The sequence below is a fragment of the Kitasatospora sp. NBC_01246 genome (assembly GCF_036226505.1).
Taxonomy (GTDB): Bacteria; Actinomycetota; Actinomycetes; order Streptomycetales; family Streptomycetaceae; genus Kitasatospora.
On the sequence record NZ_CP108484.1, the window covers coordinates 6,445,692 to 6,462,375 of the forward strand.

Annotated in this window: 1 protein-coding gene; it reads left to right on the forward strand. The window is 75.3% G+C overall.

All coding sequences use genetic code 11. The features are described 5' to 3' along the window. The first annotated feature begins 10 nt into the window (after positions 1-10). Positions 11-16,654, forward strand: coding sequence for a type I polyketide synthase (locus OG618_RS27625; RefSeq protein ID WP_329490244.1), 16,644 nt, complete (start codon positions 11-13; stop codon positions 16,652-16,654). The last annotated feature ends 30 nt before the right edge of the window (positions 16,655-16,684 follow it).

Genomic DNA, 16,684 nt, shown 5'->3' on the forward strand with positions numbered 1-16,684 from the left:
AGGGGTCACTGTGGATAACCAAGAGAAACTCTTCGACTACCTCAAGAAGACCGCGGCCGAGCTCCAGGAGACGCGCAAGCGCCTGCACAAGCTGGAGGCCGGCGAGTACGAGCCGCTGGCGATCGTCGGCATGGCGTGCCGCTACCCGGGCAACGTGGAGACCCCGGAGGACCTCTGGGAGCTGCTGGCGGCCGGCGGTGACGCGGTGGGCGAGTTCCCCACCGACCGCGGCTGGGACCTGGAGAGCATCTACGACCCGGACCCGGAGAAGTCCGGCCGGTCGTACACCCAGTCCGGGGCCTTCGTGAAGGACGCCAGCGGATTCGACGCCGCGTTCTTCGGGATCAGCCCGCGGGAAGCCGTCGCGATGGACCCGCAGCAGCGCCTGCTGCTCGAAGTCGCCTGGGAGGCGCTGGAGCGCGCGGGAATCGACGCGGGAACGCTGAAGGGCAGCCGGACGGGCGTCTTCGTCGGTGGTTTCACCTCGAACTACCTGGTGAACCTGGAGCTGGCGGAAGGGGGCACTGCCGGGCTGGAAGGCCACATGATGACCGGCAACCTGACCGCCGTGCTCTCCGGCCGGGTCTCCTACGTCATGGGCCTGGAGGGCCCCGCCGTCACGGTGGACACGGCGTGCTCCTCCTCGCTGGTCGCGCTGCACCTGGCCTGCCAGGCGATCCGCGCCGGGGAGTGCTCGATGGCACTCGCCGGCGGTGTGACCGTGCTGGCGCAGCCCGGCATGTTCGTCGAGTTCTCCCGCCAGCAGGGCCTGTCGGTGGACGGCCGCTGCCGCGCCTTCTCCGACGACGCGAACGGCACCGGCTGGGCCGAGGGCACCGGCATGCTCGTCGTGGAGAAGCTCTCCGACGCGCGCCGCAACGGGCACAAGGTGCTCGCGGTGATCCGTGGCTCGGCGATCAACCAGGACGGCGCGTCCAACGGTCTGACCGCCCCCAACGGCCCCTCGCAGCAGCGGGTGATCCGCGCCGCGCTGGAGAGCTCCCGGCTGTCCGCCGCCGACATCGACGCGGTGGAGGCCCACGGCACGGGCACCAAGCTCGGTGACCCGATCGAGGCCCAGGCGCTGCTGGCGACGTACGGCCAGGAGCGCGGCGGCGGGCAGCCGCTCTGGCTGGGGTCGGTGAAGTCCAACCTCGGACACACCCAGGCCGCCTCCGGGGTGGCCGGCGTGATCAAGATGGTGATGGCGCTGCGCAACGGCCGGCTGCCGCGGACGCTGCACGTCAACGAGCCCACCCCGCACGTCGACTGGTCCGCCGGTGAGGTGGAGCTGCTGACCGAGTCCGTCCCGTGGCCGGCCGGCGAGCGGGTCCGCCGCGCGGGCGTGTCGTCCTTCGGCGGCAGCGGCACCAACGCCCACCTGATCCTGGAGGAGGCACCCGCCGAGGAGGACGCGGCCGAGCCGGTGGAGGCCGCGCCGCGGGTCGTCTCGGGCGCCGGCGCCTGGCCGGTGTCGGGCCGCTCGGCCGAGGGGCTGGCGGCGCAGGCCGGCCGGCTGCGGGACTGGGTGGCGGCGCGGCCGGAGGCGGAGCCCGCGAACGTGGCGTGGTCGCTGGCGACCATGCGCGCGACCTTCGAGCACCGCGCCGTGGTCGTGGGCGGGGACCGCGCGGAGCTGGCGGCCGGGCTGGAGAGCCTGGCCGACGGCGTGCCCAGCGGCGCCGTCGTCGCGGGCGTGGCCCGGGCCGACGCGCGGCCGGTCTTCGTCTTCCCCGGTCAGGGTTCGCAATGGCTCGGCATGGGCCAGGAGTTGGCGCGGTCGAGCCCGGTGTTCGCGGCGCGCCTCGCGGAGTGCGAGGCGGCGCTGGCGCCGTATGTGGACTGGTCGCTGGGTGAGGTCCTGGCGGGCGCCGAGGGCGCGCCGGAGCTGAAGGCGGCGGATGTCGTCCAGCCCGCGCTGTGGGCCGTGATGGTCTCGCTGGCGGCGGTCTGGGAGGCCGCCGGGGTGGCGCCCGAGGCGGTGGTCGGCCACTCGCAGGGCGAGATCGCCGCGGCGACCGTGGCGGGGATGCTGTCGCTGGAGGACGGCGCCCGCGTCGTGGCGCTGCGTTCGAAGTCGTTGAAGGTGCTGGCCGGGCTCGGCGGGATGTTGTCGGTGAGCCGGAGTGCCGCGGTGGTGGAGGAGCGGATCGCCCGGTTCGGTGAGCGGCTGTCGCTGGCGGCGGTCAACGGCCCTTCGGCGGTGGTGGTTTCGGGTGAGCCCGAGGCCCTGGAGGAGCTGAAGGCGGAGTTCGAGGCGGAGGGCGTGCGTGCCCGGCTGGTCGCGGTGGACTACGCCTCGCACAGTGCGCAGGTCGAGCGGCTGGAAGCGGAGATCACGTCCGTGCTGGCCGCGGTGGAACCGCGCCCGGGCCGGATCCCGATGGTGTCCGCGATGACCGGGGAGACGCTGACCGGTGAGGAGTTGGACGCCGCCTACTGGTACGGCAGCCTGCGCGCCACGGTGCACTTCGACCGCGCGGTGCGGACCCTGGCGGGCCAGGGGCACCGGGTGTTCGTCGAGGTCTCCCCGCACCCGGTGCTGCTCGGCGCGATGACGGAGTCGCTGGAGGAGGTCACCCAGGAGGCCGGGCCGGGCGCCGTGCCCGCCGCCGTCTGCGGCACCCTGCGCCGTGACGACGGCGGCGCGACCCGTCTGGTCACCTCCTTCGCCGAGGCCTTCGTCAGCGGCGCGGCCGTCGACTGGGCCGCCGTGCTCCCGGCCGGACCGGGAGTGGACCTGCCGACCTACGCCTTCCAGCACGAACGGTTCTGGCCCAAGGGCACGCTGGGCGAGCTGCGCTCCGCGCGCCCGGGAGGCGGCGACGCGCTGTCGCTCGGCCTGGGCGCGGTGGGCCACCCCATGCTCGGCGCGGTGGTGGAACTGGCCGGTGGCGCGGGCCTGGTGTGCATGGGCCGGGTGTCGCTGCGCACGCACGCCTGGCTGGCCGACCACGCCGTCGGCGGCGTCGTCCTGCTGCCCGGCACCGGCTTCGTGGAGCTCGCGGTGCGCGCCGGTGACCAGGTGGGCTGCGGCCTGCTGGAGGAACTGACGCTGCACGCACCGCTGGTGCTGCCCGCCGACCGCGGCGGGGTCCAGCTCCAGGTGGTCGTGGCCGCGCCCGACGCCCAGGGCCGCCGCGGGGTCGAGGTGTTCTCCCGCCCCGAGGAGACGGCCGCCCCGCAGGCCTGGGTCCTGCACGCGAGCGGTGTGGTCGCCCCCGCCACCGCGGCCGGGCGGACCGACGAGGACTTCCTGGTGTGGCCGCCGAAGGACGCCGCACCGGTGGACATCACCGACGTGTACGCGGTGCACCTCGCCGAGGTGTACGGCCCGACGTTCCACGGCCTGCGGGCCGCCTGGCGCCGGGGCGAGGACGTCTTCGCCGAGGTGGCGCTGCCCGAGGAGGCGGCGGCCGAGGCCGGCGCGTTCGGCCTGCACCCGGCGCTGCTCGACGCCGCCCTGCACGCCTCGCTGCTGGCGGAGCCGGTCGTCGAGGCCGAGCCGGGCCAGGTGCCGATGCCGTTCGCGTGGACCGGCGTCGAGCTGCACGCCGGTGGCGCGTCGGTGCTGCGGGTGCGGCTGCGCCAGGACGCCCAGGGCGGGGTGTCGCTGACCGCCGCGGACGCCACCGGCGCACCCGTGGTGTCGGTGGGGTCGCTGGTGAAGCGACTCGTCGCGATGGACCAACTGCGCTCCGCGCAGAACGAGTTGAACGACTCGCTGTTCGTCCAGGAGTGGACCGAGGTGCCCGCCGGCGCCGCCCCGGCCGGCGAGTGGGCGCTGATCGGCGCCGACCGCTTCGGGCTGGTCGACGAGCTGGGCGCCGCCGCTGTGCCGGTGCGCGCCTTCGCCGGCATCGCCGAGCTGGCCGCCGCCGTCGAGACGGGCGAGGCCGCTGCCGGCACCGTCCTGCTGTGCGCGGACGCCCTGCTCGGCGGGGACGCGGACCAGGGCGCCGGCCTCCCGGACACGGTGCGCCGGGCCGGTGCCGAGGCACTGCGGCTGGTGCGCGAGTGGCTGGACGAACCACGCCTGGACGCCGCGCGGTTGGTGGTCGTCACCCGGGGCGCCGTGGACGCCGGCGGCGAGGCGGTGACGGACCTGGCGGCGGCCTCCGTACGGGGGCTGCTGCGGTCCGCCCAGGCCGAGAACCCGGGCCGGCTGGTCCTGGCCGACCTCCCGGCCGTCGAGGCCGGCGCCCGAAGCGCGCTGCTGACCACCGTGGTCGGCGGCGACGAGCCCGAGCTGGCGATCCGCGGCGAGGCCGCCTACGGCCGGCGCCTGACCCGCCCCTCGGGCGAGCTGGAGCCGGTCATCTGGCCGGCCGACCCGGTGGCCGACCCGGCGGCGCGTTCGCTGCTGGTGACGGGCGGCACCGGGACGCTGGGCGGGCTGGTCGCCAAGCACCTGGTGGCGACCGGCCGGGCCGGTGGTGTAGTGCTGACCAGCCGCTCCGGCCCGGCCGCCGCCGGAGCCGCCGCGCTGGCGGCCGAGCTGGCGGAGCTGGGCGTCTGGGTCCGGATCGTCGCGTGCGACGCGGCCGACCGGGACGCGCTGGCCGAGGTGCTGGACCGGATCCCGGCCGAGAACCCGCTGGGCTCCGTGGTCCACTCGGCGGGCGTCGTCGACGACGGCGTGATCGCGTCGCTGACGCCGGAGCGGCTGGCGGCCGTCATGCGGCCGAAGGTCGACGCGGCCTGGAACCTGCACGAGCTGACGGCCGGGCTGGACCTGGAGCGCTTCGTCCTGTTCTCGTCCGCGGCCTCCACCTTCGGCGCGGCCGGCCAGGCCAGCTACGTGGCGTCGAACTCCTTCCTGGACGCCCTGGCCGGGTACCGCCGGGCCGCCGGCCTCGCGGGGATGTCGCTGCAGCTCGGCCCGTGGATGCACGAGGCGGGCATCGGCCGGAACCTGGACCGGACCTCGCTGTCGCGGATCGACCGCGGCTTCGTCCCGCTCGGCGCCGAGGACGGCCTGGTCGTCCTGGACGTGGCGCTGGCCCGGGACGAGGCGGTGCTGATGCCCGCCCGCCTCGATCTGGCGGCGCTGCGGGCGCAGGCCGCCGGCAGCGCGGACGTCCCGCCGCTGTGGCGCACGCTGGCCGGGGTGTCCGTCCGGCGCACGGCCGTCTCGGCCGCCGCCACCGGCACCGGCGCCGACGCGGCCGAGGCGCTCCGGCGCCGGCTCGCGGCGGTCTCCGGCCCCGAGCGGGACCGGGTGCTGCTGGACCTCGTCCTCGCCCATGTCGCCGCCACGCTGGGGCACGCCTCGGCGGACGCGATCGACACCGGCCGCCCGTTCACCGACGTCGGCTTCGACTCGCTGACCGCCGTCGAGCTGCGCAACCGCCTGAACGCCGAGACCGGCCTGCGGCTGCCCGCGACGCTGGTCTTCGACTACCCCACCCCGACCGCGCTCGCCACGCTGCTGCGCGGCGAGCTGGCGGGCGACCTGCCCGCCGTCGCGGCACCCGCCGCGCCGGTGGCCACCGGCGCCGCGGACGAGCCCATCGCGATCGTCGGCATGGCCTGCCGCTTCCCCGGCGGCGCGGCCAGCCCGGAGGAGCTGTGGCGCCTGCTGGCCTCGGGCTCGGACGCGATCGGCCCGTTCCCGCGCGACCGCGGCTGGGACTTGGAGAGCCTCTACCCGGACACCGACCCGCACGGCGAGTCGTACACCCAGGCCGGCGGCTTCGTCCAGGACGCCAGCGCCTTCGACGCGGGGTTCTTCGGGATCTCGCCGCGTGAGGCGCTGGCGATGGACCCGCAGCAGCGGCTGCTGCTGGAGACCTCCTGGGAGGCGTTCGAGCGGGCCGGGATCGACCCCGCGACGCTGCGCGGCAGCCAGACCGGCGCCTTCGTCGGCGGCTACAGCTCCCGGTACGCGACCGACGTCCAACTGGAGGGCACCGAGGTCGTCGAGGGCCACCTGGTGACCGGGAACGCGACCAGCGTGCTCTCGGGCCGGCTGTCCTACACCTTCGGCCTGGAGGGCCCGGCGGTCACGGTGGACACGGCGTGCTCCTCCTCGCTGGTGGCGCTGCACCTGGCCGCCCAGGCGCTGCGTTCCGGTGAGTGCTCGCTCGCCCTGGCCGGCGGGGCCACCGTCACCGCCACCCCCGGGGTGTTCGTGGCCTTCGCCAAGGCCGGCGGCATCTCGATGGACGGGCACTGCAAGTCCTTCGCCGCGGCGGCCGACGGCTCCGGCTTCGCCGAGGGCGCGGGCATGCTCGTGGTGGAGCGGCTGTCGGACGCGCGGCGCAACGGGCACAAGGTGCTCGCGGTGATCCGCGGTTCGGCGATCAACCAGGACGGCGCGTCCAACGGTCTGACCGCCCCCAACGGCCCCTCGCAGCAGCGGGTGATCCGCGCGGCGCTGGCCAGCGCCCGGGTGTCGCCCGCCGACGTGGACGTGGTGGAGGCGCACGGTTCGGCGACCACGCTGGGCGACCCGATCGAGGCACAGGCGCTGATCGCCACCTACGGCCAGGACCGGCCGGAGGGCCGGCCGTTGTGGCTGGGGTCGGTGAAGTCGAACATCGGGCACACCCAGGCCGCGGCCGGTGTGGCCGGGGTGATGAAGATGGTGCTGGCGCTGCAGAACGAGCAGCTCCCGCAGACGCTGCACGTGGACGAGCCGACGCCGCACGTGGACTGGTCGGCGGGCGAGGTGCGGCTGCTGACCGAGCCGGTGGCGTGGCCCACCGGCGAGCACGTCCGCCGGGCCGGTGTGTCCGGCTTCGGGATGAGCGGTACCAACGTGCACGTCATCCTGGAGGAGGCGCCGGCCGCGGTCGCCGAGGAGGCGGACGCCCTGGACGAGCCGGCGGGTGAGGCCGGGGCGGTGGCGGTGCTGGAGCCGGCCGGGCCGGTGGCGTGGCCGGTGTCGGCGCAGTCGTCGGAGGCGTTGGCGGGTCAGGCGGATCGGCTTCGGGAGTGGGTGTCGGCGCGGTCGTCGGTGGATCCGGTGGGTGTGGCGTGGTCGTTGGCGGCGACGCGGTCGGTGTTCGAGCACCGGGCGGTGGTGGTCGGTGGCGGGCGTGAGGAGCTGGTGTCGGGGCTGGGCGGCCTGGTGGCCGGGTCGGGTGCGGCCGGGGTGGTGTCGGGGGTTGCCCGTTCGGGTGGTCGGACGGCGTTCGTGTTCGCGGGTCAGGGTGCGCAGTGGGTTGGCATGGGCCGTGAACTGGCCTTGTGCAGTCCGGTGTTCGCGGCGCGGTTGGCGGAGTGTGGGGCGGCGCTGGCGCCGTATGTGCCGTGGTCGTTGAGTGAGGTTCTGGCGGGTGCGCCGGGTGCGCCCGGTCTGGACGCGGCTGATGTGGTGCAGCCGGTGCTGTGGGCGGTGATGGTGTCGCTGGCGGCGGTGTGGGAGGCCGCCGGGGTTTCGCCCGATGCGGTGGTGGGTCATTCGCAGGGTGAGATCGCCGCGGCGACGGTGGCGGGGATGCTGTCCCTGGAGGACGGCGCGCGGGTGGTGGCGGTGCGGGCTCGGGCGCTGACGAGTCTGTCGGTGCAGGGTTCGATGGTGTCGGTGGTGATGCCGTCGCGGGCGGTGCGGGAGATCGTCGAGGGTTGGGGCGAGCGCCTGTCGGTGGCGGCGGTGAATGGCCCGGCTGCGGTGGTGGTGTCGGGCGAGCCGGAGGCACTGTCGGAGTTCGAGCGTGAGTTGGCTTCGCGCAAGGTGCTGCGGTGGCGGATTCCGGCGACGGACTTCGTGGCGCATTCGCCGGCGGTGGAGCCGTTGGAGGCGGTGCTGGCGGCGGAGCTGGCCGGGATCGTGCCGCGGGCGGGCCGTGTCCCGATGATCTCGACGGTGACGGGCGAGTGGTTGTCCGGTACGGAGGTGGACGCCGCCTACTGGTTCGCGAACCTGCGGCGGATGGTCCGCTTCGAGGAGGCCGTCCGCACCCTGCTGGGCGGCGGCTACGGCTCGTTCGTCGAGGTCTCCACGCACCCGGTGCTGACGGCGGCGGTGGCGGAGACGGCCGAGGACGCCGGTGTCGCCGACGTCCTGACGGTGGGCACGCTGGAGCGTGACAACGCGGGAGCCACACGCCTCCTCACGGCGTTCGCGCAGGCCTACGTCGGCGGTCTGTCGGTGGACTGGAAGGTCGTGCTGCCCGCCGCCGAGGTGGTGGAGCTGCCGACCTACGCCTTCCAGCACCAGCACTACTGGCTCCAGTCCGCCGCAGCGCCGTCCCCGCTGGGCGGCGACGGTGCGAGCACCGCCGCGGAGGCGCAGTTCTGGGCCGCCGTCGAAGGCGGCGACCTGGCCCACCTCACCGAGGCGCTGGCGATCGAGGACCAGCAGCTCATCGAGGTGCTGCCCGCGCTGGCGTCCTGGCGTCGCCGCGAGCGGGACCGCTCGGTCACGGAGGCCTGGCGCTACCGGGTGACCTGGTCCCCGGCGACCGTCCCCGGTGGCCTCGCCCGGCTGTCCGGCCGGTGGCTGGTGGTGCTCCCCGCCGGGGAGACCGACGGCGATGTGGCCCAGGGCTGCGTGGCCGCGCTGTCCTCCCGCGGCGCCGAGCTCGTCTTCGTCGAGGTCCCGGCCGGGACGGTCGACCGGGCGGTTCTCGCCGCCCTGCTCGGCGAGGCGCTGCGGGGCACCGGAGAGGTGTCCGGCGTGCTGTCGCTGCTCGCGACCGACGAGACCCGTCTGCCGGACCACCCGGTGGTGACCGTGGGCCTGGCCGTCACGCTGGGCCTGGTGCAGGCGCTGGGCGACGTCGAGGTCGTCGCGCCGCTCTGGGTCCTCACCCGGGGCGCCGTGGCCACCGCCCCGAACGAGGTGCTGACCAGCCCGCTGCAGTCCCAGGTCTGGGGCTTCGGCCGGGTCGTCGGACTCGAATACCCGGACCGCTGGGGCGGGTTGATCGACCTCCCACCCGTCCTGGACGAGCGGACCGGCTCGCAGCTGGTGGCCGTACTCGCCGGCTGCGACGAGAACCAGGCCGCGCTCCGCCCGGCCGGGATCGTGGGCCGCAGGCTCACCCACGCCCCCCAGCCGGCGGCGGCCGGGACGTGGCGGCCGACCAACGGCACCGCGCTGATCACCGGCGGTACCGGTGCGCTCGGCGGGCACGTGGCCCGCTGGCTGGTCGGACGCGGTGTGGAGCGCCTGGTGCTGACCAGCCGGTCCGGCGCCGGCGCCGCCGGTGTCGCCGCGCTCGCGGCCGAACTGGCCGCCCGGGGCGCCCGGGTGGACGTGCTGGCCTGCGACGCGGCCGACCGGTCCGAGCTGGCCGGCCTGCTCGACCGGATCGCCACGACCGGACCCGCGCTGGGCACCGTGGTGCACACCGCGGCGGTGCTGGACGACGGCGTGATCGACGGCCTCTCGGCGGCGCGCCTGGAGTCCGTGCTCGCGGCCAAGGCCGCCGGTGCGGCCTACCTGGACGAGCTGACGGCCGACCTTGACCTGGACGCCTTCGTGCTGTTCTCCTCCGTGGTGGCCACCACGGGCGGCCCGGGTCAGGCCAACTACGGTGCGGCGAACGCCTACCTGGACGCCGTGGCCGAGAACCGGCGCAGCCGCGGCCTGGCCGCGCTCGCCGTGGCCTGGGGCCCGTGGGCGGCCGGCGTGGCGCAGGGCTCCGAGGCGGCCCGGCAGCGGCTGGCCCGCAACCAGTGGGAGGGCGTGATGGACCCGGACCTCGCGGTCCGGGCCCTGGGCGAGGCACTGGACTGCCGCGACACCGTGCTGACCGTCACCAACATCGACTGGTCCGTCATCCTCGCGCAGCCGCAGCAGGCGGCGAGCCTGCTGACCGTCCCCCTGATGCGTGACCTGCCGGAGATCCACCGGCTGGCCGCCCTGCTGGCCGAGGTTCCGGCCGCGCCGGTCGAGCAGGACCTGGTCCGCCGACTGGCCGGGATGAGCCGGGCCGAGCAGCGCCGGGTGCTGACCGAACTCGTCCAGGCCAAGGCCGCCCACGTGCTCGGCTACGCCTCGCCCGAGGCGGTCGAGACCAACCGCGCCTTCAGCGAACTCGGCTTCGACTCGCTGACCGCGGTCGAGCTGCGCAACGACCTCAGCTCCGCCACGGAGCTACGGCTGCCCGCGACCCTGCTGTTCGACTACCCGACCGCGGCCGCGCTGGCCGACTACCTGGAGGCGGAACTGCTGGGGGCGGCGCCGGACGGCGCCGGGACGCCGGCGGCCGTGCCGGCCACGATCGCGGCCGACGAGCCGATCGCGATCGTCGGGATGGCCTGCCGCTACCCCGGCGGCGTGGTCGACCCCGACGGGCTGTGGGCGCTGCTGGCCTCCGGCGGGGACGGGATATCCGGCTTCCCGGACGACCGCGGCTGGGACCTGGAGGCGCTCGGCGAGTCCTCGTACGTCAGGTCCGGCGGGTTCGTCCAGGACATGAGCGGGTTCGACGCCGGCTTCTTCGGCATCAGCCCCCGCGAGGCGCTGGCGATGGACCCGCAGCAGCGGCTGCTGCTGGAGCTGTCCTGGGAGGCGGTGGAGCGGGTCGGCATCGACCCGGAGTCGCTGCGCGGCAGCGCGACCGGCGTCTTCGTCGGCGGCTACACCTCCGGCTACGGCTACGGCGCGGACATCGAGGGCATGGCCCACCTGATCACCGGCAACGCCACGAGCGTGCTGTCCGGCCGGGTCTCCTACGCGCTCGGGCTGGAAGGCCCGGCGGTGACGATCGACACGGCCTGCTCGTCGTCCCTGGTGGCGATGCACATGGCCGCCCAGGCGCTGCGCTCCGGCGAGTGCTCGATGGCGCTGGCCGGCGGTGTCACCATCCTGGTGTCCCCGGAGGGCTTCGTCGGCTTCAGCGAGCAGAGCGGACTGGCGGCGGACGGCCGCTGCAAGGCCTTCTCGGCCGACGCGGACGGGATGGGCTTCGCCGAGGGCGCGGGCGTCCTGGTGGTGGAGCGCCTGTCCGACGCGCGGCGCAACGGGCACCAGGTGCTCGCGGTGCTGCGGGGCAGCGCGACCAACCAGGACGGTGCGTCCAACGGTCTGACGGCGCCGAACGGTCCGTCCCAGCAGCGGGTGATCCGGGCGGCGCTGGCGAACGCCGGCCTCACGGCAGCCGATGTGGACGCCGTCGAGGCGCACGGGACGGGTACCAGGCTGGGTGACCCGATCGAGGCGCAGGCGCTGTTGGCGACCTACGGGCAGGATCGTGGTGCCCAGAAGCCGCTGTGGCTGGGGTCGGTGAAGTCCAACATCGGGCACACCCAGGCGGCCGCGGGTGTGGCGGGTGTGATCAAGATGGTGCTGGCGTTGCAGCACCAGGAGCTGCCGAGGACGCTGCACGCGGACGAGCCGTCGCCGCACGTGGACTGGTCCGCCGGTGAGGTGGAGCTGCTGACGGAGGCGGCGCCCTGGCCGAGCAACGGCCGGGTGCGGCGAGCGGGGGTGTCCTCGTTCGGTCTGAGCGGCACCAACGCGCACGTCATCCTGGAGGAGGCCCCGGCGGTCGCCGAGCCGGCCGATGCCGGGAACGACGCCGGGAACGACGGCCGGGGCGACCTCCCGAACAAGGTGGTCGAGCCCGGTGCGGTGGGCGCCTGGCTGGTGTCGGGCCGCTCGGCCGAGGGCCTCACCGCTCAGGCGGGCCGGCTGTACGACTGGGCCGTGGCACGGCCGTCGGTGGAGCCGGCGGAGGTGGCGTGGTCGCTGGCGACGACGCGGTCGGTGTTCGAGCACCGGGCGGTGGTGGTCGGCGCCGATGGCGGCGAACTGCTGTCCGGCCTGCAGAATTTCGCGGCCGGTGTGCCGTCGGGTGCGGTCGTGTCGGGTGTGGCGCGGCCGGGTGCGCGGGTGGTGTTCGCCTTCGCCGGTCAGGGTTCGCAGTGGGTCGGCATGGGGCGTGAACTCGCCTCGTGCAGCCCGGTGTTCGCGGCGCGCCTCGCGGAGTGCGAGGCGGCGCTGGCGCCGTATGTGGGGTGGTCGCTGAGCGACGTCCTGGCGGGTGCCGAGGGTGCCCCCGCACTGGAGGCGGCGGATGTCGTCCAGCCGGCGTTGTGGGCGGTGATGGTGTCGCTGGCGGCGGTCTGGGAGGCCGCGGGCGTCACGCCTGCTGCGGTGGTGGGGCATTCGCAGGGTGAGATCGCGGCGGCGACGGTGGCAGGGATGCTGTCGCTGGAGGACGGCGCGCGCGTCGTGGCGCTGCGTTCGCGGTCGTTGAAGGTGCTGGCCGGGCTCGGCGGGATGCTGTCGGTGAGCCGGAGTGCTGCGGTGGTCGAGGAGCGGATCGCCCGGTTCGGTGAGCGGCTGTCGCTCGCGGCTGTCAACGGCCCTTCGGCGGTGGTGGTTTCGGGTGAGCCCGAGGCGCTGGATGAGTTGAAGGCGGAGTTCGAGGCCGAGGGCGTCCGGGCTCGGATGGTCGCGGTGGACTACGCCTCGCACTCGGCGCAGGTGGACCGCCTCGAAGCTGAGATCACCGAGGTTCTCGCGGCGGTGGCTCCGCGTCGGGGCCGGGTGCCGATGGTCTCGGCGATGACCGGTGAGACGCTGACCGGTGAGGAGTTGGACGCCGCCTACTGGTACGGCAGCCTGCGCGCCACGGTGCACTTCGACCGCGCGGTGCGCACGCTGGCGGGCCAGGGGCACCAGGTCTTCGTCGAGGTGACTCCGCACCCGGTGCTGCTGGGCGCGATGAACGACACGCTCGAAGAGGTCGCGCTGGACTCCGCCGCGCTGCCGGCGGCCGTCTGCGGCACGCTGCGCCGCGACGACGGCGGTGCCCAGCGCCTGCTGGCCTCACTCGCCGAGGCTCATGTCAACGGCGTGGCGGTCGACTGGACGACGGTTCTGCCCTCCGCCGACCTCGTCAAGCTGCCGACGTACGCCTTCCAGCACGAGCGGTACTGGCCGCGCGCGGCCGGACCGGCCCTGGGCGGGGACGCGGTGTCGCTGGGTCTCGGTGCGGTCGGTCACCCGCTGCTGGGTGCGGCGGTCGAGCTGGCCGGCGGTGCGGGCCTGGTCTGCACCGGGCGGCTGTCCGTGCGGACGCACCCGTGGCTGGCCGATCACGCGATCGGTGGGGCGGTGCTACTGCCGGGGACCGGCTTCGTCGAGATGGTGGTCCGGGCCGGTGACCAGGTGGGCTGCGGCCTGCTGGAGGAACTGACCCTCCAGGCGCCGCTGGTGCTGCCTGCCGACGGCTCCGGTGTGCAGGTCCAGGTCGTGGTGGCCGCCGCCGATGCGGACGGCCGTCGGACGGTCGAGGTGTTCTCCCGCCCCGACGGGCAGGAGGAGTGGACGCAGCACGCCGGTGGCGTCGTCGCTCCCGCCGGGGAGGCGCCGGTCGCGGAGGAGGACTTCGCGGTCTGGCCTCCGCGCGGGGCCACGGCGGTCGACGTGACCGGCATCTACGAGGCCGGCGCCGGGGCGTCCTACGGCTACGGCCCGGCGTTCCGGGGGCTGCGCGCGGTGTGGCGCCGGGGCGAGGACCTCTTCGCGGAGGTGGCACTGCCCGAGGGTGTGGCCGCCGATGCGGGTGCGTTCGGTCTGCACCCGGCGCTGCTGGACGGCGTGCTGCACGCCAGCGCCCTGGTCGCCGGGGCCGAGGACGAGGGCCAGGTGCGGTTGCCGTTCGCGTGGACGGGTGTCGAGCTGCACGCGGCGGGTGCCTCCGTGCTGCGGGCCCGGCTGCGCCGTGATGCGCAGGGCAGTCTGGTGCTGTCGGCGGCGGATGCCACGGGTGCTCCGGTGGTCTCCGTCGAGTCGCTGATCACCCGTCCGGTGTCGGCCGAGCAACTCCGGTCGAACGATGCCGGGGTGGCGGATTCCCTGTTCACCGTCGAGTGGGCCGCGGTGAGCGTTGCCGAGGCTCCGGTCGGGGCGTGGGCGCTGATCGGCGCCGATCGCTTCGGCCTCGCCGAGGCGCTGGCCGGGGCCGGGGTACCGGTCCGCTCGTTCACGGACCTGGCCGGTCTGACCGCCGCCGCCGAGGCGGGGGAGATCGAGCCCGCCCTGGTGCTGGCCTGCGCCGGTGACCAGGCGGAGGGCGACAACGCGGCCGAGGCCGCCCGCCGGGCGACCGGCGACGCCCTGGGCCTGGCCCAGACCTGGCTGGCCGAGGAGCGTCTGGCCGAGGCCCGGCTGGTGGTCGTCACCCGGGGAGCTGTCGCTGCCGCGGCCGGGGAGCGGGTCGCCGATCTGCCTGCCGCCGCCGTCTGGGGGCTGCTGCGCTCGGCGCAGTCGGAGAACCCCGGCCGGCTCGTCCTGGTCGACCTGCCGACCGGCGCGGGCGCCGAGCAGATCGCCCTCCTCCCGACGGCACTCGCCACCGGCGAGCCGGAACTCGCCGTTCGCGGCACCCTGGCCCACGCACGGCGCCTGGCGCGCCCGGCGGGCGAGCTGGCGGTGCCCGAGGGCCCGTGGCGGCTGGAGCCCGATGCCGGCGGCTCGCTGGAGGGCCTCGTGCTCGCGGCGGCGCCGCAGACGGGCGACGCGCTGGAGCCCGGGCAGGTTCGGGTGGCGGTCCGCGTCGCCGGGCTGAACTTCCGGGACGTGCTGATCGGCCTGGGGATTTACCCGGGCGGCGGTGTGATGGGCAGTGAGCTCGCCGGAACGGTGCTCGAAGTCGGCTCCGGAGTCTCCGGACTGGCCGTGGGCGACCGGGTGATGGGTGTCGCCGAGGGCGCGTTCGGGCCGGTGGCGGTCACGGACGCCCGGCAGCTGGTGCGGATCCCGGAGGGCTGGACCTTCGCCGAGGCGGCCTCCGTCCCGAGCGCGTTCATGACGGCCTGGTACGCCCTGGTCGAACTGGCCGAGGCCGAGGCCGGCCAGCGGGTGCTCGTGCACGCGGGTACCGGTGGCGTCGGCATGGCGGCGGTGCAGCTCGCCCGGCACCTGGGCCTGGAGGTGTTCGCGACCGCGAGTCCGGCCAAGTGGCCGGTGCTGGCCGCGATGGGCCTGGACGAAGCGCACATCTCCTCGTCCCGCGACGCCGGGTTCGAGGCGGAGTTCCTCGCCGCCACCGGCGGCGCGGGTGTGGACATCGTGGTGAACTCCCTGGCGGGCGAGCTGACGGACGCCTCGCTTCGGCTGCTGCCGCGCGGCGGGGCCTTCGTCGAGATGGGCCGCACCGACCTCCGGGACCCGGAGGCCCTGGCCGTCCAGTACCCGGGGGTCTTCTACCGGCCCTTCGACCTGGGCGAGGCCGGGCCCGAGCGGATGGGCGCGATGCTCGGCCGGATCGTCGACCTGATGGCCGCCGGCACGCTGACGAAGCTGCCGGTCCGGGCCTGGGACGTGCGGCGGGCGCGTGAGGCGTTCCGCTTCATGCAGCAGGCGCGCCACACCGGCAAGCTCGTCCTCACCGTCACCGCCGGCCCGGCCGAACCCCGCGAGCGCGGCAGGTCGGCGCTGGTCACGGGTGGCACGGGCACGCTCGGCGGCCTGGTGGCCAGGCATCTGGTGACCACCGGGCGGGCCGACGGGCTGGTGCTGACCGGCCGTTCCGGCCCGGCCGCGCCGGGTGCGGCCGCGCTCGCCGCGGAGCTGGCGCTGTCGGGCGCGTCGGTGGACGTGCTCGCCTGCGACGCGGCGGATCGCGACGCCCTGGCCGCCGTCCTGGCCGGAGTCCCGGCCGGGGCTCCGCTGACGACCGTGGTCCACACCGCCGGTGTCCTGGACGACGCGACCATCGCGTCGCTGACCCCCGAGCGGGTGGCCGCCGTGATGCGGCCCAAGGCCGACGGTGCCTGGAACCTGCACGAACTCACCCTGGGGCTGGACCTGGAGCACTTCGCCCTGTTCTCCTCGGCCGCGGCGACCTTCGCCAGCCCCGGTCAGGGCAACTACGTGGCGGCCAACGCGTTCCTGGACGCGCTGGCGGCCGACCGCCGGGCGGCCGGACTGCCCGCCACCTCGCTCGCCTGGGGCATGTGGGCCGAGGCCAGCGCACTGACCGGGCGGCTCAGCGACTCCGAGCGCGCCCGGATCAACCGCGGCGGCGTCGCCGCGCTCAGCGCGGACGAGGGCCTGGCGCTGCTGGACCTGGCGCTCGCCAGGGACGAGGCGGTGCTGGTCCCGGCCAAGCTGGACCTGGCCGGGCTCCGGGCCCAGGCCGGCCGCGCCGCCGACGTCCCGCCGCTGTGGCGGGCCCTGGTCGGCGGCGGGACGGGCCGGCGCCACGCCGCCTCGGGCGCCGTCGGTGCGGACTCGCTGCGCAAGCAGCTGGCCGGGGTGTCGGAGCCGGAGCGGCTGCGGCTGCTCGTCGACCTGGTCCGGGCCCACGTGGGCGCCGTGCTGGGGCACGCCTCCGTCGAGGCGGTCGAGTCCACCCGGGCCTTCACCGACCTGGGCTTCGACTCGCTCACCGCAGTCGAACTGCGCAACCGCCTGGGCACCGCGAGCGGACTGCGGCTGCCGGCCACTTTGGTGTTCGACTACCCCAACCCCACGGAACTGGCCGGGCTCCTGCTGGAGAAGCTGCTGCCGGAGCTCGCCGAGCACGGCGAGGCGGACGCGGCCGAGGAGAAGCTGCGGAAGGCCCTCGCGACCGTCCCGCTGTCCAGGTTCCGCGATGCCGGGCTGATGGAGGCGCTCATGCGGCTCGCCGACGTCCGGGACGCCGCGCTGATCGGCGACCAGGGCGAAGAGGCCGAGGCCATCGACGAGTTGGACGCGGACAGCCTGATCCGCCTGGCCCTGGACGGCGAGTCGGAGTGATGTTGATGATGCTCGATGCGTGGAGGCAGC